27 protein-coding genes are annotated in these 25,441 nt (G+C 51.6%); 15 read left to right on the forward strand and 12 right to left on the reverse strand.

Annotated features, from left to right (window positions below):
- Positions 1 to 50: 50 nt before the first annotated feature.
- The 3 genes from yihA to FOA19_RS01395 are packed head-to-tail and all read left to right on the forward strand — an operon-like array spanning position 51 to position 1,558.
- A complete protein-coding gene (gene yihA, locus FOA19_RS01385) occupies positions 51 to 665 on the forward strand; it encodes a ribosome biogenesis GTP-binding protein YihA/YsxC (RefSeq protein ID WP_149089010.1) in 615 nt (204 codons plus the stop codon).
- Positions 666 to 693: 28 nt separating this feature from the next.
- The gene (locus FOA19_RS01390; RefSeq protein WP_149089011.1) at positions 694 to 1,071 is read left to right on the forward strand and encodes an energy transducer TonB; all 378 of its coding nucleotides are present in this window, start codon (positions 694 to 696) and stop codon (positions 1,069 to 1,071) included.
- 25 nt (positions 1,072 to 1,096) lie between these two features.
- The gene (locus tag FOA19_RS01395; RefSeq protein WP_149089012.1) at positions 1,097 to 1,558 is read left to right on the forward strand and encodes a DUF5606 family protein; all 462 of its coding nucleotides are present in this window, start codon (positions 1,097 to 1,099) and stop codon (positions 1,556 to 1,558) included.
- A 96-nt stretch (positions 1,559 to 1,654) separates the two neighbouring features.
- On the opposite strand, the gene fbp is transcribed toward FOA19_RS01395, so the two are convergent.
- On the reverse strand, positions 1,655 to 2,692 hold the full coding sequence (gene fbp / locus FOA19_RS01400) for a class 1 fructose-bisphosphatase (RefSeq protein ID WP_149089013.1): 1,038 nt from the start codon (positions 2,690 to 2,692) through the stop codon (positions 1,655 to 1,657).
- A gap of 123 nt (positions 2,693 to 2,815) precedes the next feature.
- Here fbp and FOA19_RS01405 point away from each other — a divergent pair, with 123 nt between their 5' ends.
- Positions 2,816 to 4,093 carry an aspartate kinase gene (locus FOA19_RS01405; RefSeq protein WP_149089014.1) on the forward strand — a complete coding sequence of 426 codons (1,278 nt, stop codon included), beginning with the start codon at positions 2,816 to 2,818 and terminating at the stop codon, positions 4,091 to 4,093.
- Between the two features lie 61 nt (positions 4,094 to 4,154).
- Here FOA19_RS01405 and FOA19_RS01410 read toward each other — a convergent pair whose 3' ends face one another.
- A complete protein-coding gene (locus FOA19_RS01410; protein ID WP_149089015.1) occupies positions 4,155 to 4,358 on the reverse strand; it encodes a hypothetical protein in 204 nt (67 codons plus the stop codon).
- A 23-nt stretch (positions 4,359 to 4,381) separates the two neighbouring features.
- Between FOA19_RS01410 and FOA19_RS01415 the strand changes: the two genes are divergently transcribed.
- From FOA19_RS01415 to rsgA, 3 genes are all read left to right on the forward strand, one after another.
- Complete coding sequence (locus FOA19_RS01415; RefSeq protein ID WP_149089016.1) at positions 4,382 to 5,014, forward strand: peroxiredoxin; 633 nt, start codon at positions 4,382 to 4,384, stop codon at positions 5,012 to 5,014.
- Positions 5,015 to 5,332: 318 nt separating this feature from the next.
- A complete protein-coding gene (locus FOA19_RS01420) occupies positions 5,333 to 6,589 on the forward strand; it encodes a 3-deoxy-D-manno-octulosonic acid transferase (RefSeq protein WP_149089017.1) in 1,257 nt (418 codons plus the stop codon).
- A complete protein-coding gene (rsgA, locus tag FOA19_RS01425; protein ID WP_149089018.1) occupies positions 6,586 to 7,509 on the forward strand; it encodes a ribosome small subunit-dependent GTPase A in 924 nt (307 codons plus the stop codon). The genes FOA19_RS01420 and rsgA overlap by 4 nt, the downstream gene beginning before the upstream one ends.
- Before the next feature lie 93 nt (positions 7,510 to 7,602).
- Here rsgA and FOA19_RS01430 read toward each other — a convergent pair whose 3' ends face one another.
- Entirely contained in the window at positions 7,603 to 8,166 is a 564-nt protein-coding gene (locus FOA19_RS01430; protein ID WP_149089019.1) for an NUDIX hydrolase, read from the reverse strand.
- Between the two features lie 246 nt (positions 8,167 to 8,412).
- On the opposite strand from FOA19_RS01430, the gene FOA19_RS01435 reads away from it, so the two are divergent.
- On the forward strand, positions 8,413 to 8,871 hold the full coding sequence (locus tag FOA19_RS01435; RefSeq protein ID WP_149089020.1) for a peptidylprolyl isomerase: 459 nt from the start codon (positions 8,413 to 8,415) through the stop codon (positions 8,869 to 8,871).
- A gap of 120 nt (positions 8,872 to 8,991) precedes the next feature.
- Here FOA19_RS01435 and FOA19_RS01440 read toward each other — a convergent pair whose 3' ends face one another.
- Positions 8,992 to 9,747: a ZIP family metal transporter gene (locus FOA19_RS01440; RefSeq protein ID WP_149089021.1), complete on the reverse strand. Its 756-nt coding sequence runs from the start codon at positions 9,745 to 9,747 to the stop codon at positions 8,992 to 8,994.
- 220 nt (positions 9,748 to 9,967) lie between these two features.
- A complete protein-coding gene (locus FOA19_RS01445) occupies positions 9,968 to 11,506 on the reverse strand; it encodes a sigma 54-interacting transcriptional regulator (protein WP_149089022.1) in 1,539 nt (512 codons plus the stop codon).
- Between the two features lie 111 nt (positions 11,507 to 11,617).
- Between FOA19_RS01445 and FOA19_RS23260 the strand changes: the two genes are divergently transcribed.
- Positions 11,618 to 11,791: a hypothetical protein gene (locus tag FOA19_RS23260; protein ID WP_190300244.1), complete on the forward strand. Its 174-nt coding sequence runs from the start codon at positions 11,618 to 11,620 to the stop codon at positions 11,789 to 11,791.
- A gap of 90 nt (positions 11,792 to 11,881) precedes the next feature.
- On the opposite strand, the gene FOA19_RS01450 is transcribed toward FOA19_RS23260, so the two are convergent.
- Positions 11,882 to 12,982, reverse strand: a complete 1,101-nt coding sequence (locus tag FOA19_RS01450; RefSeq protein ID WP_149089023.1) for a vWA domain-containing protein — start codon at positions 12,980 to 12,982, stop codon at positions 11,882 to 11,884.
- 138 nt (positions 12,983 to 13,120) lie between these two features.
- Here FOA19_RS01450 and FOA19_RS01455 point away from each other — a divergent pair, with 138 nt between their 5' ends.
- Positions 13,121 to 13,408 (forward strand): DUF427 domain-containing protein, encoded by a 288-nt coding sequence (locus FOA19_RS01455; RefSeq protein ID WP_149089024.1) that lies wholly within the window; start codon positions 13,121 to 13,123, stop codon positions 13,406 to 13,408.
- Between the two features lie 121 nt (positions 13,409 to 13,529).
- Here the strand turns inward: FOA19_RS01455 and FOA19_RS01460 are convergent, their stop codons facing one another.
- Entirely contained in the window at positions 13,530 to 14,513 is a 984-nt protein-coding gene (locus FOA19_RS01460) for an acyl-ACP desaturase (RefSeq protein ID WP_149089025.1), read from the reverse strand.
- Positions 14,514 to 14,707: 194 nt separating this feature from the next.
- Here FOA19_RS01460 and FOA19_RS01465 point away from each other — a divergent pair, with 194 nt between their 5' ends.
- Together FOA19_RS01465 and FOA19_RS01470 are read left to right on the forward strand one after the other, a co-directional pair.
- Positions 14,708 to 15,478, forward strand: a complete 771-nt coding sequence (locus tag FOA19_RS01465; RefSeq protein ID WP_149089026.1) for a class I SAM-dependent methyltransferase — start codon at positions 14,708 to 14,710, stop codon at positions 15,476 to 15,478.
- Positions 15,465 to 16,901: a N,N-dimethylformamidase beta subunit family domain-containing protein gene (locus FOA19_RS01470; RefSeq protein ID WP_149089027.1), complete on the forward strand. Its 1,437-nt coding sequence runs from the start codon at positions 15,465 to 15,467 to the stop codon at positions 16,899 to 16,901. The genes FOA19_RS01465 and FOA19_RS01470 overlap by 14 nt, the downstream gene beginning before the upstream one ends.
- Here FOA19_RS01470 and FOA19_RS01475 read toward each other — a convergent pair.
- The 5 genes from FOA19_RS01475 to FOA19_RS01495 all read right to left on the reverse strand — a co-directional run bounded on the left by FOA19_RS01475 (position 16,852) and on the right by FOA19_RS01495 (position 21,783).
- Entirely contained in the window at positions 16,852 to 17,820 is a 969-nt protein-coding gene (locus tag FOA19_RS01475; protein WP_149089028.1) for a glycosyltransferase family 2 protein, read from the reverse strand. The two genes, FOA19_RS01470 and FOA19_RS01475, sit on opposite strands and share 50 nt — an antisense overlap.
- Positions 17,817 to 19,094: an O-antigen translocase gene (locus FOA19_RS01480; RefSeq protein ID WP_149089029.1), complete on the reverse strand. Its 1,278-nt coding sequence runs from the start codon at positions 19,092 to 19,094 to the stop codon at positions 17,817 to 17,819. The genes FOA19_RS01475 and FOA19_RS01480 overlap by 4 nt, the downstream gene beginning before the upstream one ends.
- Before the next feature lie 128 nt (positions 19,095 to 19,222).
- The gene (locus FOA19_RS01485; protein ID WP_223808681.1) at positions 19,223 to 20,332 is read right to left on the reverse strand and encodes a DegT/DnrJ/EryC1/StrS family aminotransferase; all 1,110 of its coding nucleotides are present in this window, start codon (positions 20,330 to 20,332) and stop codon (positions 19,223 to 19,225) included.
- Between the two features lie 55 nt (positions 20,333 to 20,387).
- The gene (locus tag FOA19_RS01490; RefSeq protein WP_149089030.1) at positions 20,388 to 21,350 is read right to left on the reverse strand and encodes a GNAT family N-acetyltransferase; all 963 of its coding nucleotides are present in this window, start codon (positions 21,348 to 21,350) and stop codon (positions 20,388 to 20,390) included.
- Positions 21,351 to 21,384: 34 nt separating this feature from the next.
- A complete protein-coding gene (locus tag FOA19_RS01495; RefSeq protein ID WP_149089031.1) occupies positions 21,385 to 21,783 on the reverse strand; it encodes a sugar 3,4-ketoisomerase in 399 nt (132 codons plus the stop codon).
- Between the two features lie 391 nt (positions 21,784 to 22,174).
- Between FOA19_RS01495 and FOA19_RS01500 the strand changes: the two genes are divergently transcribed.
- The 3 genes from FOA19_RS01500 to corA all read left to right on the forward strand — a co-directional run bounded on the left by FOA19_RS01500 (position 22,175) and on the right by corA (position 25,358).
- Positions 22,175 to 23,335, forward strand: a complete 1,161-nt coding sequence (locus FOA19_RS01500) for an acyltransferase family protein (protein WP_190300245.1) — start codon at positions 22,175 to 22,177, stop codon at positions 23,333 to 23,335.
- A 148-nt stretch (positions 23,336 to 23,483) separates the two neighbouring features.
- Entirely contained in the window at positions 23,484 to 24,077 is a 594-nt protein-coding gene (locus FOA19_RS01505; RefSeq protein WP_149089033.1) for an IMPACT family protein, read from the forward strand.
- Between the two features lie 141 nt (positions 24,078 to 24,218).
- Entirely contained in the window at positions 24,219 to 25,358 is a 1,140-nt protein-coding gene (gene corA / locus FOA19_RS01510; RefSeq protein ID WP_149089034.1) for a magnesium/cobalt transporter CorA, read from the forward strand.
- The last annotated feature ends 83 nt before the right edge of the window (positions 25,359 to 25,441 follow it).

Here is a 25,441-nt window from a genome sequence, read left to right on the forward strand (position 1 = left end):
GCGGTTTATTTGGTACCTTTGCGTTTTATAAATAAACGTATGCAGTAATTATGGTCATTAAAGATGCAAAGTTCATTACCAGCAATACCCGTGCTGATTTGTGTCCGCAGACAGACCTGCCGGAATATGCGTTTATTGGGCGTTCAAATGTGGGCAAATCATCGCTCATCAACATGCTTACTAACCGCCTTAAATTAGCTAAGACTTCTTCTTTCCCTGGCAAAACCCAGCTAATCAACCACTTTCTTATCAACGACAATTGGTACTTGGTGGATTTACCGGGATACGGCTGGGCCAAGGTAAGCAAAGAGTCCAGGGAAGCGTGGCGCAAGATGATCCTATTCTACATGAAAAACCGGCCTAACCTGGCCTGCGTGTTCGTGCTGATAGACTCGCGTCTGTCCCCCCAAAAAGCTGACCTTGAATTCATGGAACTGCTGGGAACTATGGGCGTGCCTTTTGTGCTTATCTTCACAAAAACAGACAAACAGTCTGGCACGAAAACTGATATGAATATTGCGCTCTACATGAAGACCTTGCAGGAAACCTGGGAAGAGCTGCCCATGTACATGAAGAGTTCTTCTTCCACCAAAGAGGGCCGCGAAGAGATTCTTCAGTTTATCAGTGACGTGAACCAGCGATACCAGGAAGAGCGCAAGGCATAGGGCCTGTAAAAGCTAAAACTTAACTACCATGAAATTCAAACACATTCTAGCAGGAGCCCTTCTGGCTTTTTTCTCCACAGGTGCTTTTGCCCAAACGACCAAACCCGCCGCTGCGCAGGTAGGGAAGTTGCCGGTGGCCGAGCATTACGCCGGCGGCCAGGACTCTCTGGTAGCCCAACTGCAGCGCAGCATCCAGTACCCTGCTTTGGCGAAGCGTAACCGCATGCAAGGCCAATGCATTGTTGGCTTCACCCTCACCGAGGACGGGGCCATCACCAATGCCAAGATCCTGAAAGAGATTGGCGGCGGAACCGGCCAGGAAGCCCTGCGGGTAGTAAAGCTTCTCAAATTCAAAGCCCCAGGGTATAGCCAGCAATACAGCGTGCCCGTAAGCTTCAAACTATAATCATTCAATATAACTAAACTATCCTATGCCATTTGACCTGAAAGAGATCGCTTCTATTTCCGGCATGCCAGGCCTTTACAAGATTGTAGCGCCTACCCGCAACGGAATTATTGTAGAAAGCCTCTCCGAAAAACCTGCCCGTAGCGTAGCGCAGGCCCGTAACCGGGTTTCTATTCTGCAGGAAATCTCCATGTACACCAATGATGAGGAGCACACTGTTCCTTTGGCCGAGATCTTTGACCGAATCAGAAAGCAGTACGGCTCTGACCTGCCGGTTACCTCCAAGTCCAGCACCCAAGAGCTGTCTTCCTTCCTAGAATCAGTGCTGCCGGACTATGACCAGGACCGCGTGTATGCCTCAGACATGAAGAAACTGGCCCAATGGTACCAGATCGTAAACCAGTTTGTTCCTTACACGGAAGAAACGGAAGAAACTGCCGCCCCTACCCAGGAAACCGAGGGAGACGCAGCTGCTTCTGCTGAATAAGGCCTATTCTGGAAAAAACGAGCCCAAAACACCGCGGCCCCTGCCAATTGGCAGGGGCCGCGGTGTTTTAATGTGGTTGGTTGTTTATAGCAAGGCTTAGTTGTCCATGAGCATAGAGGCCCTTACCGGTCTTTCCCTAGCCACCAACAGATTCTCTACTTCGTCTACCATTTCCTTGGACCCGATGTAGAAGGTGCAGCGCTGGTGCAGTTCTGAGGGCTGGATTTCCAAGATGCGGTGCCGCCCGTCTGAGGCTTTACCTCCGGCCTGCTCCACAAGGAACGCCAGCGCGTTGCACTCATACAACAGCCTTAATTTTCCGCCCGGCGATTTCAATGTGTTAGGGTACATGTAGATACCGCCCTTGAGCAAGTTGCGGTGGAAATCGGCGACTAAAGAACCGATGTAGCGGGCGGCGTAGTTACGCACGCGGCAAAGCTCCACATAATGCTTGATGCTCTCGGGGAAATGGTTGAACCCGCCCTCGTTCACCGAGTAGATATTACCATTCTGCGGCGTGGTGATGTTGGGGTGCGAGAGGAAGAACTCGCCCAAGGAAGTTTCATAGGTAAAACCGTTCACGCCACAACCGGTGGTGTACACCAGCATGGTGCTGGAGCCGTAGATCACGTACCCGGCAGCTACCTGCTCAGTGCCTTTCTGGAAGAAATCCTCCATGGTGGCTTCGGTGCCTATTTCAGAAATACGGCGGTAAATAGAGAAGATAGTGCCAATGGACACGTTCACATCAATGTTAGAGGAACCATCCAGCGGGTCAATGGCTACAATATATTTTCCTTTGTTATTGCCCGTGTGGATCACATCTTCCTCTTCCTCAGAGATGATGGCGCAAACCTCGCCTCCGTTGCGTAAAGCACGTATGAAGCGGATATTCGCCACCACATCCAGCTTCTGCTGGTCCTCGCCCTGCACGTTCTGTTTGCCGTAGGCTCCTCCTATATCTGTCAGGCCCGCATGATTAATGGCGCGGTTTACTATTTTTGCCGCCAAGGCAATGTCACGGAGCAACTGAGACAATTCACCGGTGGCATACGGAAAATCTTCTTGTTTGCGCATGATGAACCTATCAAGCGTGGTGCCAACCGGCAGGGCCAGGTTTTCTTTCAGTGTCATAGGATAAGGTAGATTAGTGGAGGATTAGACAAAGAATAGTTTACCTATTCTTTTACAAAAATAGCAAATAAACTCACATATAAAACGGCGCGTTTAACACTTCCTCAAAATAACCAGACTTTAATGATAGTTTATAAATTCGGCGGGGCCTCCGTCAAGAATGCGGCAGCTTTTAAAAACGTGCTCCACATCCTTACCCTACCCTCCGCTTCTGAGCAAGTGCTGGTAGTGGTTTCAGCCATGGGCAAAACCACCAACGGCCTGGAGAAGGTCTTCGGGTTGGCTTACCAAGGGCAGGAGTACGCGGTGGCGCTGCAGGAAACGCGGCATTACCACCAGGAGATTGTGCAGGAACTCTTCCAGGATGCAAAGCACCCGGTCCACGCTGCCCTGCAGAATCAGTTCACTTTTCTGGAAAACACCCTTGAAACAGTCCAGCCCCATGACTTTGATCGGCAGTATGACCAGATCATCAGCGTAGGGGAACTGCTCTCCAGCCTCATTCTGCACCATTTCCTCTGTAGCCAAGGATTCCAGAACCAATGGATAGATTGCCGGGATTACCTGCGCACCGATGACACCTGGCGCGAGGGCCGCCTGGACTGGGATTGGACCGAGCGGCAGATTCAGCAAGACCTTCCGGCTATAGTAGAAAAGCAGCCCATCATCACCCAAGGATTCATCGGCCGCACGGCCGAGGGCGCCACCACCACCCTAGGCCGGGAAGGCTCGGATTTCAGCGCAGCTATTTTTGCGTATTGCCTGCAGGCGACCTCGCTCACCATCTGGAAAGACGTTCCCGGTTTGCTCAACGCCGATCCTAAGCTATTCAGGGACACGGTGAGGTACGAAGAGATTGCCTACCAGGAGGCCATTGAGATGGCTTATTACGGAGCCTCGGTGATTCACCCCAAAACAGTGCAGCCGCTGGCCCAACGCTGCATTCCGCTGCACGTGAAGTCCTTTCTGCACCCCGATGCGCCCGGCACCGTCATCTGGAACTGCCAGCACGCCCGCATTGCGCCTTCTTTTATCCTGAAACAGAACCAGTGCCTCCTCTCCTTCCACACCAAGGATTTCGGGTTTATCTCTGAGTCGCACCTCAGTTCTATTTTCCAGGCGTTGAGCAAGCACCGGTTGAAGATCAACCTCATGCAGAACTCCGCCATCTCGTTCTCTACCTGCGTAGACGCCGATGACGCTCGGGTAGAAGCTCTTAAAGCTGAACTGGCGCAAGAATTCCTTATTCATTACAACCAGCCGCTGCACCTGTACACCATCAAAAACTATGACCAGGCCAGTCTGGAGAAACTAACCCAGGGCAAGGAGATTCTGCTGGAGCAGCGCAGCCGCCTCACCTTTCAATTCATCTGCCGCCCCACAGATAATTTCCCGCATTAACATGGCCTCTTAATCCCTGGACATACCTCCTATTTAACTTATTCGGCGAGGTATTTCAGGGCTATTTTCCTGAAAACCGATCTAAATCAAGAAGGTATTGGGGAATGTTATTGCCTAATAGGTTTACAAAAGGTAACCACGCGCAAAGAATAGTTTCCAGACTCATTTCCCATCTTTTTTGCAGGGTAAAAGGCTGCCCCTTACCTTTGCGCCACCATTGTCCAGGGCTTTCCAACAGAAACTCAGGGCAGTTTTCAATCAGCATCTTTTAAATTAATTTATTTAACAATGGCAGTATTAGTAGGTAAAAAAGCACCGTCTTTTAAAGCTACAGCGGTAGTAGATTTAGAGTTTGAAGAAGATTTTTCACTTGACCAATACATTGGAAAGCAGCACGTTGTGTTCTATTTCTATCCAATGGACTTCACCTTTGTATGCCCTACAGAAATCATCGCGTTCCAAGACCGTTTAGAGGAATTCACGCGTAAAGGCGTGGCCGTGGTAGGTTGCTCTACAGACACACACCAGTCACACTGGGCTTGGTTGAACACCCCCCGCGAAAGAGGCGGTATTGAAGGCGTGACTTACCCTCTGGTTGCCGATGCCACTAAAACCATCTCCTCTAACTTTGACGTGTTGGCCGGTCACTATGACTACAATGAAGAAGGCGAACTGATCTTCGTGGGTGAGCCAGTGGCTTACCGCGGTCTGTTCCTGATTGACAAGCAAGGTATCGTGCGCCACCAAGTGGTGAACGACATGCCACTGGGTCGCAGCATTGACGAGGCACTCAGAATGGTAGACGCGCTGCAGTACTTTGAGGAGAAAGGCGAAGTTTGCCCAGCCAACTGGGAAGAAGGACAAGAAGGCATGCAAGCCACCCGCGAGGGAGTAGCCAATTACCTCACTACCAACGCTTAATCACCTGATTAACACTCTATAGCAAAAAAGCTCCCGCACTAAATGGGAGCTTTTTTATTGCGCTAACCAGCTAACAATCGCTACGAATTCACTCCCGAAAAGCGGCTTCTATTTTGGGGCTATTTTAAGAAAATCGGCCTAAAAACAAGCCGGCGGAAAAGGCTGCTTTCCAGAAACTAACCTAAATACAATTGCTTATTTTACCGTTCATATTGCCTCTGGCTGGAATTTACAGTGTATCTTTACTTTACAGGCTATTTCTGGTGAAACAGATGGCCATGGTTTCCCCTTTTCATACTTAATAAAACCCGTTAAGTAATGTCTAAGATTCTGTACGATGTTGGTGTGCGGGCCTATGGGTTAGGAGTTCGGCTGGCAGCGCCTTTCCTGCCCAAAGCGGCCCTATGGGTAAACGGCCGGAAGGATATTTTCTCCGAGATAGAGCGAAAGCTGCACCACAATACCGCGCCGGTGGCGTGGTTCCACTGCGCCAGCCTGGGCGAGTTTGAGCAAGGCCGCCCGCTCATGGAAGCGTTCCGGCAGCGGTTCCCCGATTTCAAGATCGTGCTCACCTTCTTCTCCCCTTCAGGCTATGAGGTCCGGAAGAATTACGCCGGGGCCGATTTCATCTTCTACCTGCCCCTGGACACTCCGCATAACGCGCACCAGTTTATTTCCACGGTGAAGCCCACGCTGGCGGTTTTTGTGAAGTATGAGTTTTGGCACCATTACACCAAAGCGCTGCGAAAACGCCATATTCCGCTGTTCTCGGTTTCGGCTATTTTTCGGCCCAACCAGATCTATTTTCAGAAGAAAGGAAGTTTCTACCGCCGCATCCTGGAGCGGTTCACGCACATCTACACCCAGAACCAGGAATCGGCGCAACTGCTGGCCAGCATAGACTTCACCCGGGTGAGTACCGCCGGTGACACGCGCGTAGATAGAGTGCTGCAAACGGCAAAAAACGCCGCGCCCATTCCGCTAGCCGAGGCTTTCAAAGACACCGCTCCTGTGATGGTGATTGGCAGCAGTTGGCCCCAGGATTTGGAGGTGCTGCTCCCCTTCATGCAGGAGCAATTGCCCGCTGTAAAGTTCATTCTGGCGCCCCATGAAATCAAAGACAAGGAATTAAGCGACATGGAGGCGCAGTTCCCGGGCAAGGCCATCCGGTATTCTAAAGCCGATGTCGCCACCGTGGACACGTACCGTATTTTGCTCATTGACAACATTGGTATGTTATCCAGCCTCTACCAGTACGCCGATTACGCCTACGTGGGCGGAGCGTTCGGGAAGGGCTTGCACAACACGCTGGAGCCGGCTGCCTTCGGGCCGCCTATCTTCTTCGGACCCAAATACGCCAAGTTCCAGGAGGCGAAAGACCTGGTGGATGCCGGCGTGGCCTTCTGCGTGAAATCAAGCCAGGACCTGAGCAAGAAGTTTCTGGCGGTGCATGACAACCCGGCGGCCCTCCAAAAAATCAACGCGTCTACCCAGGCGTATCTGCAAAAACAGGCCGGCGCTACAGACCGTATCTTAACATCGTTGGAATATTGGTTACCTTCGCGCCAGGTATGATAGGCACAGTAGTAAAATCAACGGGTTCCTGGTATTTGGTTCGCGAGCACGCAAGTGGGCAGCTGTTCAAATGCCGCCTGCGCGGAAAGTTCAAGAACAAAGGATTGAAGGTAAGCAACCCCATTGCCGTGGGCGATGAGGTCACGCTGGAACCCGAGGGCGGCGAACAGCAGGGCGTCATCACCGAGATCGCGCCGCGGCGCAACTACATAATCCGGAAATCAACGCACAAGGCGCACCACGCGCACATTGTGGCCTCCAACCTGGACCAAGCCTTTCTGGTGGTCACGCTGGTCTCGCCGCGCACGTCCTTCGGGTTTATTGACCGTTTTCTGGTCACCGCCGAGGCCTACGACATTCCGGCCACGCTGCTCTTCAACAAACTGGATCTGTATGACACAGAAGCGCAGGACTACATGAAACAGGTGATGCAGCTCTATAGCCAGATCGGCTACCCTTGCTACGCACTCTCGGCGCATTCTGGCCAAGGTTTGCCCCAGGTGCAGAATTTGTTGGCAGAGAAGGTTTCGCTGTTCACGGGCCACTCGGGCGTAGGCAAAAGCACCCTGGTGAACGCCCTGGTCCCTGATCTGGATATTAAGACCTCGGAGATATCGGCGTTCTCAGACAAAGGCGTGCACACCACCACTTTCGCGGAGATGTTTGAGGTGAACCCCGGCACTTACCTTATTGACACTCCGGGTATCAAAGAGCTGGGTGTGGTGGAGATGAAGCGCGAGGAGATTGCCCATTACTTCCCCGAGATGCGTGAGCGCCTGAACAAATGCAAATACAACAATTGCGTGCACCTAAACGAGCCGGGCTGCGCCGTGCAGGAAGCCGTGAAGAAAGGCAAAATCGCGCTACCCCGTTACGAAAGCTACCTCAGCCTGCTGCAGGACGACGACTCGCACCGATAAAAGAAGTCCTGAGTGCTGAGTCTTGAGTTCTGAGTTTGGTTAATCGTTTTGGTCCTCTTTTGAGGAAAGAAGCCCCTAAACACCTCGCTTAAGTCATTCAGACTTTCTACTCCCCTGGTGCGCTTCCAGCAAGTCCAGAATCTCCAGGAAATGTCCCTGCATGGGAATGTAGGCGCGGCTGGGTGCAGGGCTCTGCAGGTCATCCCGCAAGCGTGGCAAATGCAGGTATTCAATTTCTGTGATTTCTTCCTGCTGCACTTTGAAACCGGTCACTGGCAGATTGGTCTTGTAAAGGAAAATGCCCACGTGCTCGCGGTCCAGCAGGTTTGCCTTTTCGTCCTGTCCGTCTACCGAGGTAACGGTGACCAGTTCCAGTTCATCGGGCCACACCGAGATACCTAATTCCTCCGACAGCTCTCGTAAGGCACAGCTTTCATAGGTTTCCTCCGGGCTCAAGTGCCCGCCAATACTCACGTCCCACAGCGAGGGAAATAAATCCTTGCCTGCGCTGCGCCGATGGCAGAGATAGCCTTTCTCGGGATGCAGCACATAGATTTGGGAGGTGCGGTGCCAGTGTCCCTGAACGTGGACTTCCCGCCGAGGCAGATTCTGGTGCAAAGGTTGGTTCAGGTTGTCAAAAATGGCGAGGTATTCCATGAGGTATATGCCGGGTTACTAACTGATAAAGGGTAATCCTAACCAAAGAGCATTTACGCTTTCCTTAGCCTTGGCAGTCTTGCCGTTTCAGGCTTGGTTTTCTGGAAAAGGCCATAAAACGTAAACAACAGGAGCGGTCATGCGCATCGGCCAAAGGCCACGAAATTTACGTATCTTTGCGGGACGGGCGGCAGGCATTTTCTGTCGTGCGGTCCGTGGTTCATTTTAAAACGCATATTTATTTCTATGAAAACCGCAGAAATCCATACCGCTAAAGGTGTCATGAAAGTAGAGTTCTACGACCAGGATGCCCCTAAAACCGTTGAGAACTTCACCAAACTGGCCAAAGAAGGTTTCTATGATGGTCTGTCCTTCCACCGCGTGCTGCCTGATTTCGTGATCCAGGGCGGCTGCCCTAACTCACGCGAAGGCTCCAAAGGCATGGCCGGCACCGGCGGACCAGGTTACAAAATCGACTGTGAACTCACCGGCGGCAACCAGTACCACGACCGTGGTGTGTTGTCTATGGCGCACGCGGGCCGCAACACCGGCGGATCTCAGTTCTTCATCTGCCACAGCCGCAACAACACCGCCCACCTGGACCGCAACCACACCTGCTTCGGGAAAGTAGTGGAAGGACTAGACGTGATCGATGACATTCGCCAAGGTGATAGAATCGAGAAAATCGTGGTAAACGAGGCGTAATATGGTTAATTGTCGATTGTTGATTGTTAACTGTTAAAACGATCAGCAATTAACAATCAGCAATCAAGACTCCGTTTTGCGGCTGCTTTTCTGAAAACAGCCGCAAAACGGAGTTTCTATTTATACCCCCAGATGACTCAGCACGAAGGCGGTGAGGAAACCCAGCACGGTGATGATGCCGGTGAAATCATGGGTCACCTCAAAGGCCTCGGGGATCATGGTATCGGTGATCATGGCCAGAATGGCACCCGCAGCCAGCGCCGTAGTCGCCGCGATGATGTTAGGAGATAGGTTACTGAAAACGGTATAGCCCAGCAGCGCCGCCACCCCGGAGATCAACGCGATGCCGCCCCACACCCCGAAGATGTACGCTTTGGACCGCTGTGCCTTCTTCATGCCTACGGCGCTGGAAAGTCCCTCGGGCACGTTAGACAGGAAAACCGCCGCCACTACCGCAAAACTCACCTTACTGCCCGAGATCATACTGATACCAATGGCGATGGACTCCGGCACGCCGTCAATGAGCGCCCCAATGGCCAGGGCCAGGCCGCTGCCTTCATCCTCGGCCTCAGACACCTGCTGGTCTCCAGAGCGTTTCCGGTTATGGGCACCCCGCTTTTTCAAGAGCCAGTTAGCGGCCGTGTACACCACTGCCCCCGATAAGAACCCGATGGCCGCGGCATCGAAACCGCCCTGCTGAAAGGCTTCGTCCATGAGGTCAAACGCCAGCGCCGAGATCAACACGCCTGCCCCGAAGGCCATGATGCTGGAAGAAACTCGCACAGAGACCTTCGCGAAATACCCAATGCCCGCTCCTAAGAGCAAAGCCGCACCACCCAGCAACCCCCACAAGGTTGCCTGTAACCAGATTGGCATAGTTCTTCTGTTTAGCTTGATTCAATGGCCACCGCACCACCGGCGGACTAGACTTCGTACGGGTGACTTCCAGGATGGTTGAAGCAGAACATGAAACGGCTTTCGCGCAAGATATTCATATTTACCACAACTGAATACGGGCTGCCAGAAACCAGAAAGCCGAAGCAAATTGCCCCGGCTTTTTGGTTTCTCATTTATGGCCTGTTTTCAGGAAAACGGTTTAAAAACGGTCATTGTCATCGTCCTCATCTTCATCCGTGAGGGAGAAGCTGCCGCCCGAGAACATGCTGCTGAGCAGGTCTTTGAACTGAAGTCCGGCGGTGAGGCGGTTGCGGGAAATAAGGCTGTACTCGGCCAGGCCGTGTAGGCAGAACTCCATCCAGAAAAGGTGCTCAGCTTCGCTTTTAGGCGTAGGCTGAAACTTGTTCACCACCTCAGAAAGGCCCGGCACTTGGTTCAAAACGCGTTTGTACTCGGCGTCTGAGGCGTCGTTGAGCAGATCCAGGGTATGGCCGTCTGAGAACCAGCCAGATACTTTTTTATACGGGTCTTTTTCTTTCTGCTTCTTGAACTTGTCTGGGTCTGGGAAGTAGTTGAGAAACTGCGTTCTAATGGCTTTGCCCATCAGGCGATAGGCCACGCCGCCAGCTCCCTCTTGCTCGCCCTCGTACACCAGTTCCACCTTGCCCGTCACGGCCGGCACGGCGGCCAAAAAATCCGCGATGCGCACGTGGGTACTGGCCTCGGCGTTGAGCAGCACGCGCCGTTCAGCGGCACTTACCACACTCTCGTAGGCCGAGATGGTCAGACGCGCCGAGACCCCGCTTTTGGCGTCTACGTACTCGCTCTCACGGGCCTCAAAGGCAATCTGCTCTACCAGGTCATGGATGAGCTCGTGGCCTTTCACGCGCTCCTGCTGCACCCCGGTGATGCGGGCTTCCTGCTTGGTGATGCTTTTCCCAATCTCAATGGATTTAGGATAATGCGTGATGATCTGAGAGTCGATCCGGTCTTTGAGCGGCGTCACAATGGAACCACGGTTGGTGTAGTCCTCGGGGTTGGCGGTGAACACAAACTGAATGTCCAGCGGCAGCCTGATCTTGAAACCCCTGATCTGGATATCGCCCTCCTGCAGGATGTTGAACAGCGACACTTGGATACGGGCCTGCAAATCGGGTAACTCGTTGATCACGAAAATGCCGCGGTGCGCCCTCGGGATCAACCCGAAGTGGATCACGCGCTCATCTGAGTACGGCAACTTCAAGGTAGCCGCTTTGATAGGGTCGGCGTCGCCGATGAGGTCCGCCACGGATACGTCTGGGGTGGCCAGCTTCTCGGTGTAGCGCTCATCGCGGTGCAGCCAGGCAATGGCGGTCTCGTCGCCGTGGTGCGCGATTTGGTCCAGGGCGTAGCGCGAGAGCGGCTGCAAGGGATCATCGTTCAGCTCAGAACCGGCCACCACGGGCACGTACTCATTCAAGAGCTGTACCAAAAGCCGGGCGATTCTGGTTTTGGCCTGACCGCGCAAGCCCAGCAGGTTGATATGATGACGGCTGAGGATGGCGCGCTGCAGGTCTGGGATCACGGTCTCCTCGTACCCGAAGATACCGGGAAACACTTCCTCGCCGCTGCTCAGCTTTTTGATAAGGTTGGCGCGCAGTTCTTCTTTCACACTTTGCGGCTCGTAGCCGGCGGCCTTGAGCTGGCCCAGGGTCTTGATTTTTTGCAGTTGCTCTGCAGGTATATCTGAATAAAGCATGGGTTAAATTGCTGGTGGTTTGGGATGGTTGGCTGCTTTGGGCCTGTTCTGTGAAAAACAGCCGCAAAACAGAAAGTTTATGTGTAGGTTTATCTTTTAACTGTATCGTTTGTGAAAACTTATTCCCTTCTCTATGCGGTGAGCGCGTTGCTGGCCGTTCTTGGCGCCGCCCTCCGGATCACGCATGTGTTGGACCGCCCATATTTCTATGGATTGATAGCCATCTGTATCGTTCTGGGCACCATTGGCAACGTGCTGCGCCACAAAGACCTGAAACGGAAATAACCTACCTACGCGGCGGCGGCTGTTTTAGGTCTGTTTTCTTACAAACTGCCCCAAAACGGGTTAATGGAGAATTCGCTCCGCGCCTGGTTTCTACAGCCGTTTCTTCTTGTTGCGGCCGTAGTCACGGAACACCAGGTCGCCCAGGCCTTTGAGACTGCTGTAATACGCCTGCCCGTTGTTCACCTGGGTAAACTCCTCCACAAACTGCTGCAGGTACGGGTCTGAGGCAATCATGAACGTGGTGATGGGAATACCAATTCTTCGGCACTGAGCCGCCAGGTTCAGGGTTTTGTTCACCACTTTCCGGTCCAGCCCGAAACTGTTCTTGTAGTACTTCAATCCTTCTTTGAGGCAGGTGGGTTTGCCGTCGGTGATCATGAAGATCTGCTTGTTGGCGGTTTTGCGGCGGCGCAATAGGTCCATGGCCAGTTCCAGCCCAGCGACGGTGTTGGTGTGGTACGGCCCCACCATGAGGTACGGTAGGTCTTTCACCGTGATCTGCCAGGCATCGTTCCCAAACACGATAATGTCCAGGTTGTCTTTGGGGTACTTGAGTTTCACCAGTTCGGCCAGGGCCATGGCTACTTTCTTGGCGGGCGTGATGCGGTCCTCGCCGTACAGAATCATGGAGTGCGAAATGTCAATCATGAGCACGGTGCTGGTCAGGCTCTTGTGCTCGCGCTCGGTCACCTCCAAATCCTGCTCGGTGAGAAAGAAATCATCGCCGATGCCGTGCTCAATCTGGGCGTTCCGGATGGACTCGGTGAGCTCTATCTGCTCGGGCGCATCCCCGAAACGGAACTCGCGCCGATCGGCGGAGGGTTCATCGCCAATGCCGGTCTTGGGCGTGGTGTGGTTGCCTTTGCCGCCTTTCTTCAGCTTCCCGAAGATCTCCTCCAGGGCGCTTTTCCTGATCTTCTGCTCGCCTTTGGCCTGTAGTTTGAACTGCCCATCGGGGCCTTTGTCATCTATGTAGCCGTTTTTCTTGAGGTCCTCAAAGAAATCGCCCAGCCCGTAAGAATCATCGGTGAGGTTGTAGCGCTTGTCCAGTTCGCTCATCCAGGACATCGCCTCGGCTACGTCGCCGGCGGTAAGGGTAATCAACTGAAGGAAAATCTGGAGCAAGGATTCAAACCCCTTGTCCTTGGGTTCCTCCGGCACGAAATCAGTAAATCTATATCCGGCTGCCATGTGCTTCTAAGTATATTTCCTTTAACAACGTGTAAACGAAAATGTTTCTTGTGAAAGGTAACCTTCTAAAATGAAAGGAGTAAACCTTACTAATTAGTCCAATGAAATTACTCTTATAATACCATTTTTATTACCATTATGCGTGCTATCTGGAAAAATACGATTCTGGCGGAAAGCGATACCACTATAGAAATAGAGGGGAACCACTATTTTCCGCCCTCCTCTCTGCGCTGGGAGTACTTCAAACCCAGCGACCGGCACTCTGTTTGCTCCTGGAAAGGAGAGGCTTCTTATTACAACGTGCAAGTAGGCCACTTTGAGAACCCAGACGCCGCCTGGACCTATCCGCAGCCTGCTGACAAAGCCAAAGACATTGGGGGGTTCATCGCTTTCTGGAAAGGCGTACAGATAGTAGGCAAAAACTAACCACCTTGCCTTCTTAACCTTCTAAGTTTTATTTGATAGTGAATGGGAAACAGAAACGCCCCGCAGCAGTGCGGGGCGTTTCTGTTTTGTTTTATGGAAAAGAGGCCGAAAACGGCGCTTCTTAGCTGTCAATCCACTTGAACTTGTACTGCAGTTCTGGTACGCGCAGGCGGTCTGCCACGCGGCGCAAACGGTTAGGAAGGGCCATCAAATAATCACGGGCGCGCTCCCCAGCCTCGTTCAGGCCGGTCATGCTGGAGATTTTCCACTCTCTGATGAGGGTTTCCATGATCTCCACGTAGTCTGATGAGGTGTACACGCCAATGCGCTGGGCGGCATCGGTGAAGTGCCCGAAGGTCTGTCCCTGGTCAATACCCAACTCGCGCAGGTAGTGGGCCGGCATCACAATCTTCTTGCGCATCATGTCCTCAAAAGCGATCATCATCTCTGACGGATCCACCTCGAAGATCTTTTTCACGAAGGTTTTGTAGGCCTTGGCGTGGCGTCCCTCATCGGCGGCGATGTAGTTACAGATTCTTGACAGCGTGGTCTCGCCGGCTTGCTTGGCCAGAGCGCCTACGCGGCGGTGCGATACGTTGGTGGCCGTTTCCTGGAACGAGGTGTACACGAAGCTGCGGTACGGATCATCATCGGTCTGGATGTCCATGCCGTCGGCGATGAGGTATTGGGTAGAGGCTTCCATCTGGCGCATGTCAATCCGGCCCGACAGGTACAGGTAGCGGTTGAGCAGGTCGCCGTGGCGGTTCTCCTCTGAGGTCCAGCCGCGGTTCCACTTCATCCAGGAACTGTTAGGGTTGGTGTTCACCTCCTTGATGCTCATGATCCAGCTCTCATAGGTAGGCAGCGCCTCCTCGGTGATGGTATCGCCAATAAGCACCGCCAGCAGGTCATAGGAAAGTCCCCGGGCACGCTCCTTAAGGTCCCGCACTTCGTCAAAGAAAGAATCAAAGCGGGCGTCCGGCAGAAAGTCCGCAGGTTGCCAGCTGTCTTCCACGGTTTTGAGGAACTCTGGCAAGGCGGTGTCCAGGAATTTCTCCACATATATCATCACCTCTGAACGGGTGGCTAAGGCCTTTGAAATCATACACTAGTTAGATATGGAAGAACAAATATATTACTTTTTCAGAAACTGCGGGGCAACGGCTTTTAATCTACAGCCAGTCAAGATCGCCTTTTAAAACTAATGCTTACGTAAAACCGGGTCTAGGGTGTCAGTATTTACCTCTTACTGGGAAAACAGCCCGTTTTTTTTATCTTTGAATATACCAATCTGCCCCTATGCCCTTGCCTTTGTTGAAGAAAGTGCTCCCCGCCCACGCGCGGCTCACGTTGAGAAAGCTCTACTGGCTTTCCAGGAGCTGGCTTTACGCGGGCCGCAAGGTGTACTGCCTGCTCTGCGAAGGCTCCTTCCGCACGTTTCTGCCCTTCGGGACCGAGCGCCGGCCACAGGCCCTTTGCCCCCGCTGCCATACCGTGGAGCGGCACCGCCTTTTGTGGCTGTTTTTGCAGGAAAAGGTGAAAATTACGGAAAAGCCGCTGGAGGTTTTGCACATGGCGCCGGAGCCCAGGATGCAGACGCGCTTGAAAGGCCTGCTGAACCTGCGCTACCGCAGCGCCGACCTTACCTCGCCGGTGGCCATGGACCACGTAGACATTCAGGCCCTGCCCTACCCCGATGGCCTCTTTGACCTGATTCTCTGCTCCCACGTGTTGGCGCACGTGCCCGATGACGCGAAGGCCCTGCAGGAACTCCGCCGGGTGCTTAAACCCGATGGGCAACTGCTGCTCCAGGCCCGCCTGCACCCCCACGCCCAGACGCTGGAAAACCCCCAGGCCCTCACGCCTCAGCAGCGCCTGCAAGCCTACGGTCAAGCCGATAGGTTCCGGAACTTCGGCCAGGATTTCGGGCAGCGAGTAGCCGCGCAGGGGTTCTCCGTGGAGGCCATGGAGTACGCGCTCTCCCGCACGCCTGAGGAACAGACCCGCCTGGGGCTGGGCAAGAAAGAAATCATCTTTGTCGCGACGCCGCTGGTCCATGAGGCTAAGTAAAAGGGTCAGCCAGATCTTACCGGTACTCGCGCCGCTCCTGCTCAAAACAGTGGGCCCTTTGAAGCACTTCGCCTGGCGCCTCCGGCCCAAACCGGCTTTGCCCGTTGCTGAACCCACCCCTGACATGATCCCGCAGCCGCTGGAAGGCTACACCGACAAGCTGTTCTATCTCCCCGGCGAGACTATGTCTTTCCACCTCAAGGCCCTTCACCAAGGAAACCAACTCCTGCTACAACGGTACGTCTCTGATGAAACATGGGAGGAAATTACCACCCATACTTTTGCTGCGATTCTTCAAAAAGAGGCATTAAACGAAGCCCAGGAAGGCTGCCATTGGACCATCGGCTGGGCCTTTGAACTACCTTCTACTGCTGCCCCGGGCTACTACCGCGCTTTGCTCACCAACCTAGCCCTGGAAAGTACCTCCGAAATCCATTTTCTGGTGGGTTCGTCTTCGCCTTCTTCCAAAGTAGCGGTGCTGGTTCCCGTGACTACCTGGCTCGCGTACAATGCCTACGGCGGACAGTCGCTGTACCGGAACGCCTTGGGCGATGGCTATGCGCCCTTTGTTTCTGCCCTGCGGCCCAACACCGCCCTTTCCTACGCCTGCACCCAACCGCTGCAGCACAACCTCCGGATAGAGGCCAACATTTTCCACTGGTTTTCCCGCCACTACGGCGCAGACCTTTACCCCGATTTCTACCTGGAAGCTCACCCTGATCTTTTCCGAGATCACCAGATCCTGGTGCTGTCCTATCATGCCGAGTATTTCTCGGAGAAGATGTATGCCGGGCTGAGGGATCTGGTTTTCGGGCAGAGGAAATCTTTGCTGGCACTAGGCGGAAACCAGGTGTACTGGCAGGCAAGATGGCACCAGAACTTCACGCAATTGGAGTGCCGGAAAGACGGCTCCTTTTTCAAAAACGAGCCCAAAAGAGGTACTCTCTGGCGGCACACTCCCCAACCCGAGGCGCAATTGCTGGGCGCCCAATTCTCTGAACCCGGCATGGGCACCTTCGCGCCGTACCAGGTTCTGCAGCCGGAGCACTGGTTATTCACCGGACTTCAGTTGAAGAAAGGAGATCTTTTCGGAGAGAAGGGCTTGGACAGCCTTCCCATCTGCGGTGACGAAACCGACAAAACCACCTGGAGCACCCCTGCCCATGCCGTGGTACTGGCCAAAGGCCTGAACAAAGCATCTGGGAAACAGCCTACCACGTACCAGGGAAAAGAGGGTACCTTGGACGGTACCGGCGGCGGCGAAATCACCTTCACCGAGTTCTCCGCAGAGCATGCCGTCCTGAACACCGGGTCCATCCACAGCGGCTCTGGTTTGGGCACAGACCAGGTTTTCACAGCCTTGGTTCAGAACTTTATGCAGCGGTATGCCCGTACTTCCAGCGATGGTACCAGCGCCGGATAAACTGCAGGGGGACTTTCTTCTGGGTAAGGACTTGCAGAAATCTATACGTCAGCGTCATGCCTTGTTCCTCTTCCAATAACCGCAAAAGCTGGGTAGCCTCCGAGTAATTGGCCGTGAGATACGCATGCCGCGCCTCGTACCGTATCCTTGCCTGAAGCGCCTCTTTTTCCCGGGGAGTTCTAACCAATTTCTGCGCCTTCTGGATGACCTTCACCGTGGAGGCCAGTTGCTTGTCGCCTTTCTGGTACACCTGGCGGGACAGGGAGCGCGGATGCATCCGGCGCTGGCACAAAGGCCGGTCCAGAAAATGGTACTGCCAATATCTGGATGACCTTACCCAGAAATCAAAGTCTTCATAGGCCAGCGAGGGATCATATCCGTGCAACTCCTCCAGCACCTGCCGCCGCATCATCATGGTAGGCGGACAGATAAAATAGCGGCCCAGCACCTCGGAAAAGACCTCACCTTGGGCAGGCAACGGAGTTAGGCTTCCCTCGGCGGAACGGGTGTAGAAAAAGCCCAGGGAGGCACCCTGTTCGTCAATGAGTTCGGCATCGGTGTAGACCACGCCGTAGGAGGCGGGCAACTGTTGAAACGCCGCCACCTGCCGGGCTACCCGCTCGGGATGCAGTACGTCATCGGTGGCAAAATCAATGATGAAATCGCCCTGGCTCAGTTGCAGCGCTTCGTTGAACGAGGCGCAATTGCCCAGATTCCGTTTGTGCTTGAGAAATCTGATCTGCGGATGCCGGCGCACGTACTTTTCAATAATTTCTACACTGTTATCGGTACTAAGATCATCTACCACCAGCACTTCTAGGTGCGGGTACGTCTGGGCAAGAACAGAATCCAGCGCCTCGTGCAGGAACGCCGCGTGGTTGTAGCAAAGGCAGATAATGGAAACCAGGGGTGAGGTCATGCTAAAGAAAAATAGGACCTAAACAGGTACAGGTGAAACGCCAGGTACAACCCATAGCGGAGGGCGTGCGCCATGGGTAAACCGTCTAACCCTAAAAGGGGCATGAGCCAGGCTACCAACCCAACGTACACCACCCCCGAGATGAGTTGCGTACAGATGTAGAGTTTCACCCGGGCTTGTACCGTAATGATGTACGAGAGCACCCAAGCCGTCATCTTCAGGAAATCACCCAAAAGTTGGTAGTCCATCAGGTCGCGGGCGGCCAGAAAATCCTCGTTGAACAGAAGCTGGATAAAGAAATCACGCTGCCACCAAAACACCAGCAGCCCTAACCCCACGGCTGGCACCAACAGGTAAAAAACACTTTTCACGTACTCTTTCAAGGCTTCGGGCTGGGGCAGCAACGCCGCGATCCTGGGGTAATACACCATGCCCAGAACGGAGATATACACCATGGTATAGCTATCAGAAATCTTCACCACCGACTGCCAGAGCCCCGTTTCCACCAACGAAAACTGCTCAATGGCCATCTCGCGCACCACAAAGTCCACCAGTTTGGCGCCCACCAAAGTAGACAAGGCCATGACCAGGAACTTGCCCAGGTCACGCAGCACCGATGGCTCCATTTTCACCTGCCAAGTCGGGACTAATCCTTTGTGGAACACCACAGCCATGCCTACCAAACCGGTTATAGATTGCCCTACCAGGAACAGCACCAGCGCCTGAGACAGCTTTACTTTCCCTACCGCACCCCACATAACGCCAACGCTGATCACGCTGGTCAACAGGCTTAGCCACACATATGGCCGCAAAGCCTGCCGGGCCAGCAGCACCGATAACCAGAAAAGCTGCAGCAGAAGCAGTACAAATAGCCCCAAGAGAAGCCAAAGGTTTCCGAATCCGGTTTGGGTTAGGAGGTCATCGGCGAAGCGCTCCAGAAAGAAAGTGGGAAACAGGAAAATAGCGCCCGCCGCGCCCAAAAAGGTGAGCACATTCAAGAATAATCCGGCCCAGAAATAGGCTCGGTAAGCCTGGCTTTTCACTTCATGCTGCGCCAGGTGGCGGATGAGGCCCACATTTACGCCGCTGTTGGGCAAGGTGGTCAGCAAGGCGATGAGGTTTTGGAAATGGGCCAGCAACGTGATGCCGTGCGGACCGTAGTACACGGCAAATAACTTATTGACCAGGAGCGAACTGCCTGCCCGGGCCACCGTGGAAAGCCCCGACCATACCGAATTACCCAAAAATTGCCGCAAGTGCTGCTTTCGCGCCATGGTGCAAACTACGAAGAAATTACCGCAATCTGCCTCAGGCCGATAATTGCCTCTGTTTGCCTAAGGTAGTTTCAAGGCAGATTTCTGGAAAACACCCCCGAAACAAGGCTATACTAAACCTCGTCCGTCTACCTGAAGAACTGCTGAATCTGCTCTACCACATACATCTGCTCCGGCTCGGTCATCCCTGGGAAAAGCGGCAAACTAAGGCTGTTGGCAGCCAGTTCCTCGGTGAGCGGGAAGTCTCCCGGGCGGTATCCCAGCTGTTCGTAGGCAGCTTGCAGATGCGGCGGCACGGGATAGTGGATCAGCGTCTGGATGCCTTTTTCCCGTAGAAACTGCTGCAGGGCATTGCGCTGGTGCGTACGAATCACGTACAGGTGGTAAATATGGTCGGTGTCTGGGGACGAGGTGACTGGTAACAGAATATCCCCTACCTCACTTAAGGATCGGTGGTAAATGGCCGCCAGCCTTTTCCGCTCCGCATTCAACGTATTCAAAGCCGCTAACTTCACCGACAACACAGCCGCTTGCAGAGAATCCAACCTTGAGTTGATGCCCGCCTGGGCGTATTCATAACGTTTCGATTGACCGTAATTATGGTATTGCCGCACCCAACTGGCCAGGTCAATATCATGGGTGACCACCGCTCCCCCATCGCCTACGGCACCCAGATTCTTGGTAGGGTAGAAACTGGTCGCGTTAATTTTCCCGAAGGTACCTACCGGTTTTCCCTTATAGAGCGCGCCCTGCGCCTGCGCGAAATCCTCCACCAAATACAGGCCATGTTTTTGGCAGAGGCTCAGCAGGCCCTCCAATTCGCAACTCTGGCCATAGAGATGGATAGGCAGGATGGCTTTGGTATGGGCGGTGAGCACGGGTAAAACGGAAGCCGCCGTAAGGTTATAGCTTTGGCCGTCTGGCTCAGCGAATACGGGTTTGGCGCCAACCTGCTGCACCGCGTTGATGGTGGCAATATAGCCATTGGCGGGTACCACCACCTCGTGGCCCGGTCCAATCCCCAAGGCGCGCAAACAAAGCACCAGCGCATCGTATCCATTGCCCACCCCAACCACTTCTCCCCCGCCTAGAAACCGGCTAAACTCCTGTTCAAACGAAGTCACCGAAGGACCTAAAATGAGTTGGTTCTTCCGAAGTTCGGTGACCAGCGCATTTTCCACTTGCTGCTGCAGACCTGCTGGGAAATCACGGAAGGTAAAGAAGGGTACTTTAATCACAAATAGTTTTCTAGTTCCTAAAAAGTTTTCAGCAATGTTATAATCACAGAAAGAACTACAGTTCCTTCTTAAAATCAAAGTTCAGACTCTCTTTGCCGCCAATACTTTTCTTAAACCGCATTAGGTCTACGTTTGGACTATCACCAAGCATTGAAGTACCTAAATCAACTAACCTAAATTTGTTCTGCCGGGCAAAATCATAAATCCCTTCAGTTAGCATAATAGCCGGACTATAATCATTATATTCCTTTAAACTTGCCGGATAAAAATTGTACAACACTTCTGAGTTCACCCTCACAGCAATTGAAATGGAGATAAGATTATCTCCATCTTTTACAGAAAATATGGAGTAGCGCTCTGGCATTTGTTCCACCTGCTTTTCAAGAGTCTTCAGGGAAAGCGATATTGAATGTTGCTTTTCCTGCCTGCATTGAACTAAAAAGGAATAAGCCTGAGGCAGAAATTGAAGCGGCTCCTGTTTAAAGCCAAATTCTTGGCGGTGACACTTTTGCAGGCGCCTGTTTGCCGAAGGAGAGATAATGTTATTGAAATTACTATTTGAAACAGGCAGGTAATGGTTTATTTTAGATGTAGTTACAGAGTAGCCTATACGCAATAAAGAATTAATGGAGACTGCCGCGGACTCGGGATCATAGATTAAGGGAGGGAATGCCAGTTTTATAGCATCCACTTTTGCCAACCGCAAATCTGATTCTACTTGCAATAAAAAGTCAAACAACAAATCAGAATCTGCTTTGACTTGGTGTTGAATTCCTCCAAAAGGGGCTCTACAAGGATTCGTAACTTCTTTATTGTCCATGAATAACGGTAAGTGAATTACGGTCTGCTTGGACTTCTCATTCCAAAGAGAATAGGATCCATAAAAGGCACATGGCTGTAAGCTTAAGAATTCATGTTTGAGGTAATGATACGTATCAAAAGCTGGATTATCAACTTGATATGAGATATCTTTCAGTAAAGAATATCGCTTGCCCCAGTTAGTTAACACCTTTTTCACTTTTGTTCTGATGGGTTTTCAAATAAACCAACAATCAATTGAAGGCTCTGAACTCATTGTAATCCCTTATATAATCTGCTTCATCATAATCAGTGGATGCAAGACATAGCAACACTGCCCCTTGGTCAAGGTAAATTCTTGACCAATGCATTATTGGCACAAACAATCCGATCTTAGGGTTATCAAGGTTGAATACTTCCACTTGCCCAGCTAAATTTTCCACTTCAATAGTGGCTGAGGCTTGTAGAATAACTAACACCATCTCTGTTTGATAATGGGCATGCTGCCCTCGGGTGATATTGGGAGGGGTTCCATGGACCCAAAAAACCCTTTTTAATTCAAATGGAAGCCATTGTTCTTTTTGGGTAGTGACTAAAAAACCAGAACTTTCGTTTCCAATACTATCAAAATCAAACAAATAAGGAACTTTCACCTAAAGTCTACTATTTTTTCTCGCAATATATCAAATTAAACACAGACCCTTCATAATCGTTAACTACCAGTTGCAAATTCATACTAGCTGTAAACACAGCCATAATGCTACTGCTACTTGATATTTGCTTCTGATATAGTTGGTTCAAGGAACTACTGTCATTCCAAAGTTAACACCAGTGGCCAAATTATCACAATGTTGCTACAAACAATTTTGCTACAAAATGACAGATTATTGGTTTGAAATACTATGAGGTACTATTGGTAGACAATCCATTTGTTAGTTAATTTTGTTTTTTGATTAACCAGATTCAAGAAAGTTCCTTAACAAGCCAATGCCTAAAGGCATATATTCAATCTACTGTCAGCATTTTTACATCTGGTAAACCATTTTGGAAAGCACTGTTCAACCTCCTCTTCGCAAATCAAAAAATATTTTTTTTGAAAATATTAATGGTCTGAGATTCGTAGGTTTTTTACTGGTATATATTCCTCATGCATTTCCTTATCTGCTTACAGATTCAAAGATTAAAAGTGTAATCCTCAATTTTATATTAGATAGCGTCTTTAAACAAGGAAATGGTGTTTCGCTATTTTTTGTAATTAGCGGTTTTTTTGTCACACTTAAACTATTGAAGGAATTAGACAAGACAGCCTCTATTAACTTAAAAAGATTCTACCTATACAGAATCACTAGAATATGGCCCTTATACTTTGCTTTTTTGTTCTTCTCCTTTGTAGTTTATCCATATGCGGTTTCTATTTATCAGCATCCTACTAATTATTGTTCCAGACCTACTCTGTATTTTCTGTTCCTTAGCAATTTTGATGTTATAAGAATTGCGCATACGTGCAAAGGTTATCATGTTCCTTTTACTTTAATAACCTGGTCAGTAGGTGTTCAGGAGCAATTTTATTTTTTATTTCCATTTTTTTTCAAGTGGCTACCCAAAAAAGCACTTCCTCTCCTGCTTGGGTTTGTTGTAATGGCAAGCATCATTTTCAAGATTATTTATATAGAGGATGAGGTAAAGGTCTATTACCACACCATAAGTATATCCGCTGATATAGCAATGGGAGCTTTAGGCGCCTATTTCATCTATACCAAACCTAGCTTTAGGTATAGTTTCAACAGAATGAGCCCACAAACCTTTTACATGCTTGTTGGACTAGGTATGCTATTTTTTCTTACCCAAAGTCTGTTTAATAACTTTATCTATGCAATTATTCTCCGCAAATTACTACTAACTTCATTCTACACATTAGTAATATTAATTCTTACACACCACCCAAAAGGGAAGAGCTTTTCATTTAAACCGGCATTTATAAACTTTTGGGGAACATACACTTACGGTCTGTACTTTTTTCACCTAATATTCTTAACCTTAATTGATGTAATCCTGAGGATATTCGGAATTGATACCAACAATGTCCCTGTAATTTTGGCAATTGGTTTATTGGCGCTATTGTTTAGTATGGCCGGCAGCTATATTAGCTTTCATTACTTTGAATCTAAATTCTTAAAATTAAGATCACTCTTTCTTAAGAAGTAAACTGCTCAATCCAGTGCTTTTAGTCCAAAAAGCACCCTTGCCTGCCATAGCCAGTCAGCCACTGTGTCTATTTTCGCCTTGTTTTCCCTGAAATGGCTTAAAAACAGAAAGAGCGCCTTTTCTGAATCGTTTCGTAATTTTGCCGGCCATGGAGGATACCTACCGCACCATCGCCGCGCCCGTAGAAGGATTGTACAAAGAGAAAGGCAGCAAGTTCATCGCCAAGGCGTATCCGGTGCGCACGGAGGAGGAGATCAGGGAAATTCTGGCCAGTCTGCGGAAGGAATACTTTGATGCCCGCCACCACTGCTACGCTTACTTACTGGGCGCCGACAAAGCCACGTACCGCGCCAACGACGATGGTGAGCCCAACCACTCGGCCGGCGACCCAATTCTGGGGCAGATCAGGTCTTTGGGGCTCAGCAACGTGCTGGTGGTGGTGATCCGGTACTTCGGGGGGGTGAAACTGGGGGTAGGCGGATTGATCCATGCCTACAAGACGGCTACCGCCGAGGCTTTGGAAGGCGCCCAGGTCATAGAACGCCACGAGACTGCATTGCTCACGGTGCAGTTTGGGTACGGACAGATGAACGAGATCATGAAAGTGGTCAAAGACTTTGACTTGCCCGTACGGCAGCAGGATTTCCACCTGGATTGCCGCCTCACGGTGGAGGTACGCACCAGTCTGGCCGCCCAGATAGAAGTTCTGCTACAGAAAGCCGGCGGTACGCTGGAGGCCTAGAACGCCCCCCTTCCGCAGCTCGCTGTTTTCAACCTGTTTTGGCTAAAACAGCACCGAAACAGACTTATCCGTACCTTGCCGGTTTACGTATCAAATCCAGCTTACCGCACTCGCTTAAGACCTCAACACCCAGAAACCCACATGCGCATTCTTCCTAAGTCAAAGTCCAAAAAATCCAAACAGCCCACCAAAAGCATTCTGGACAGAAGCGTAGGCCAGAAACCAGGCTCGCTGACCATCTCGGCGGAGGCCTTGGCACCCCGGCTTTTCCTGATGTCTTTTAATGAGCAGATGCACGAGGCGCGGGAGTTTACGGATTATGAGGCGCTGCTGCAGGAGTTCAAGCAAACCCCGGAAGCCCGCCACTGGATTGACGTGCGCGGGTACGGCAGCGTGGCCCTGCTGGAGCAGATCATGAAGGATTTCCATATCCATCCGCTGCAGATGGAGGACGTGATCAATGATTACCAGCGCCCCAAGTTGGAGGAAGACCACAACCGGCTGTTCATTGTCTCCAGGATGGTCCAGTTCACGCCAGACCACAAGATTGACGATGACCAGCTCTCTATTTTCACCGGCCCCAACTACGTGATCACTTTCCAGAGCGACTACGAAGACTGCCTGGAACCGCTCCGGGACCGCATCAAGGCCGGGAAAGGCGCCATCCGGAAGAAATCCGCGATTTACCTGGCGTACGCCATCATGGATGTGGTGCTGGACCATTACTTTCCGGCCATGGCCCAACTGGGAGAATACGCCGAGGAACTGGAAGACTGCCTTTTCCTGAAGCCCAGCAAACAACTCCTGAGCCAGATCCTGGACCTGAAGCGCGAGGTGGTGAAGATACGGCGCATTGTCTGGCCCGAGCGGGATAAGATAAGTGAGATCCTGCGCATGGACGAGCAGCTTATTCCGCAGGACCTCAAGATTTATTTCAAAGACATCTACGACCACGCCGTGCAGCTCATGGACCTGGTAGACAACTACAAAGAAACCACCAGCAGCCTCACAGACCTGTACCTCTCTAACGTGAGCAACCGCATGAACGAGGTCATGAAAGTGCTCACCATCATCTCCACCATCTTCATCCCGCTGAGTTTCATTGTGGGGTTGTACGGCATGAACTTCTCGCGCGAGAACCCCAAAGGCGGCATCAACCCGTTGAACATGCCTGAACTGTACCAACCGTATGGCTACGTGACGCTGTTGGGGGTGATGACGGTCATCGTATCTGGCATGGTGTACTACTTCTACCGCAAAGGCTGGCTCACGAACCAGTAACCACCCAGAAAACAACTTTTGTTTAGGGCCTCTTTTCTGGAAAAGAGGCTTGAAACAAAAAAAGGCTATGCCCCAGGGGAGCA

The organism is Rufibacter hautae, from assembly GCF_008271695.1.
Lineage (GTDB): Bacteria > Bacteroidota > Bacteroidia > Cytophagales > Hymenobacteraceae > Nibribacter > Nibribacter hautae.

Coding starts and splice junctions, on each gene's coding strand:
- yihA (WP_149089010.1), top strand. CDS start 51: ATGGTCATTAAAGATGCAAAGTTCATTACCAGCAATACCCGTGCTGAT.
- FOA19_RS01475 (WP_149089028.1), bottom strand. CDS start 17,820: ATGACCTCACCCCTGGTTTCCATTATCTGCCTTTGCTACAACCACGCG.
- FOA19_RS01465 (WP_149089026.1), top strand. CDS start 14,708: ATGCCCTTGCCTTTGTTGAAGAAAGTGCTCCCCGCCCACGCGCGGCTC.
- FOA19_RS01395 (WP_149089012.1), top strand. CDS start 1,097: ATGCCATTTGACCTGAAAGAGATCGCTTCTATTTCCGGCATGCCAGGC.
- FOA19_RS01480 (WP_149089029.1), bottom strand. CDS start 19,094: ATGGCGCGAAAGCAGCACTTGCGGCAATTTTTGGGTAATTCGGTATGG.
- FOA19_RS01390 (WP_149089011.1), top strand. CDS start 694: ATGAAATTCAAACACATTCTAGCAGGAGCCCTTCTGGCTTTTTTCTCC.
- FOA19_RS01455 (WP_149089024.1), top strand. CDS start 13,121: ATGCGTGCTATCTGGAAAAATACGATTCTGGCGGAAAGCGATACCACT.
- FOA19_RS01420 (WP_149089017.1), top strand. CDS start 5,333: ATGTCTAAGATTCTGTACGATGTTGGTGTGCGGGCCTATGGGTTAGGA.
- FOA19_RS01415 (WP_149089016.1), top strand. CDS start 4,382: ATGGCAGTATTAGTAGGTAAAAAAGCACCGTCTTTTAAAGCTACAGCG.
- rsgA (WP_149089018.1), top strand. CDS start 6,586: ATGATAGGCACAGTAGTAAAATCAACGGGTTCCTGGTATTTGGTTCGC.
- FOA19_RS01470 (WP_149089027.1), top strand. CDS start 15,465: ATGAGGCTAAGTAAAAGGGTCAGCCAGATCTTACCGGTACTCGCGCCG.
- corA (WP_149089034.1), top strand. CDS start 24,219: ATGCGCATTCTTCCTAAGTCAAAGTCCAAAAAATCCAAACAGCCCACC.
- fbp (WP_149089013.1), bottom strand. CDS start 2,692: ATGACACTGAAAGAAAACCTGGCCCTGCCGGTTGGCACCACGCTTGAT.
- FOA19_RS01505 (WP_149089033.1), top strand. CDS start 23,484: ATGGAGGATACCTACCGCACCATCGCCGCGCCCGTAGAAGGATTGTAC.
- FOA19_RS01440 (WP_149089021.1), bottom strand. CDS start 9,747: ATGCCAATCTGGTTACAGGCAACCTTGTGGGGGTTGCTGGGTGGTGCG.
- FOA19_RS01430 (WP_149089019.1), bottom strand. CDS start 8,166: ATGGAATACCTCGCCATTTTTGACAACCTGAACCAACCTTTGCACCAG.
- FOA19_RS01445 (WP_149089022.1), bottom strand. CDS start 11,506: ATGCTTTATTCAGATATACCTGCAGAGCAACTGCAAAAAATCAAGACC.
- FOA19_RS01450 (WP_149089023.1), bottom strand. CDS start 12,982: ATGGCAGCCGGATATAGATTTACTGATTTCGTGCCGGAGGAACCCAAG.
- FOA19_RS01460 (WP_149089025.1), bottom strand. CDS start 14,513: ATGATTTCAAAGGCCTTAGCCACCCGTTCAGAGGTGATGATATATGTG.
- FOA19_RS01405 (WP_149089014.1), top strand. CDS start 2,816: ATGATAGTTTATAAATTCGGCGGGGCCTCCGTCAAGAATGCGGCAGCT.
- FOA19_RS01410 (WP_149089015.1), bottom strand. CDS start 4,358: ATGCTGATTGAAAACTGCCCTGAGTTTCTGTTGGAAAGCCCTGGACAA.
- FOA19_RS01435 (WP_149089020.1), top strand. CDS start 8,413: ATGAAAACCGCAGAAATCCATACCGCTAAAGGTGTCATGAAAGTAGAG.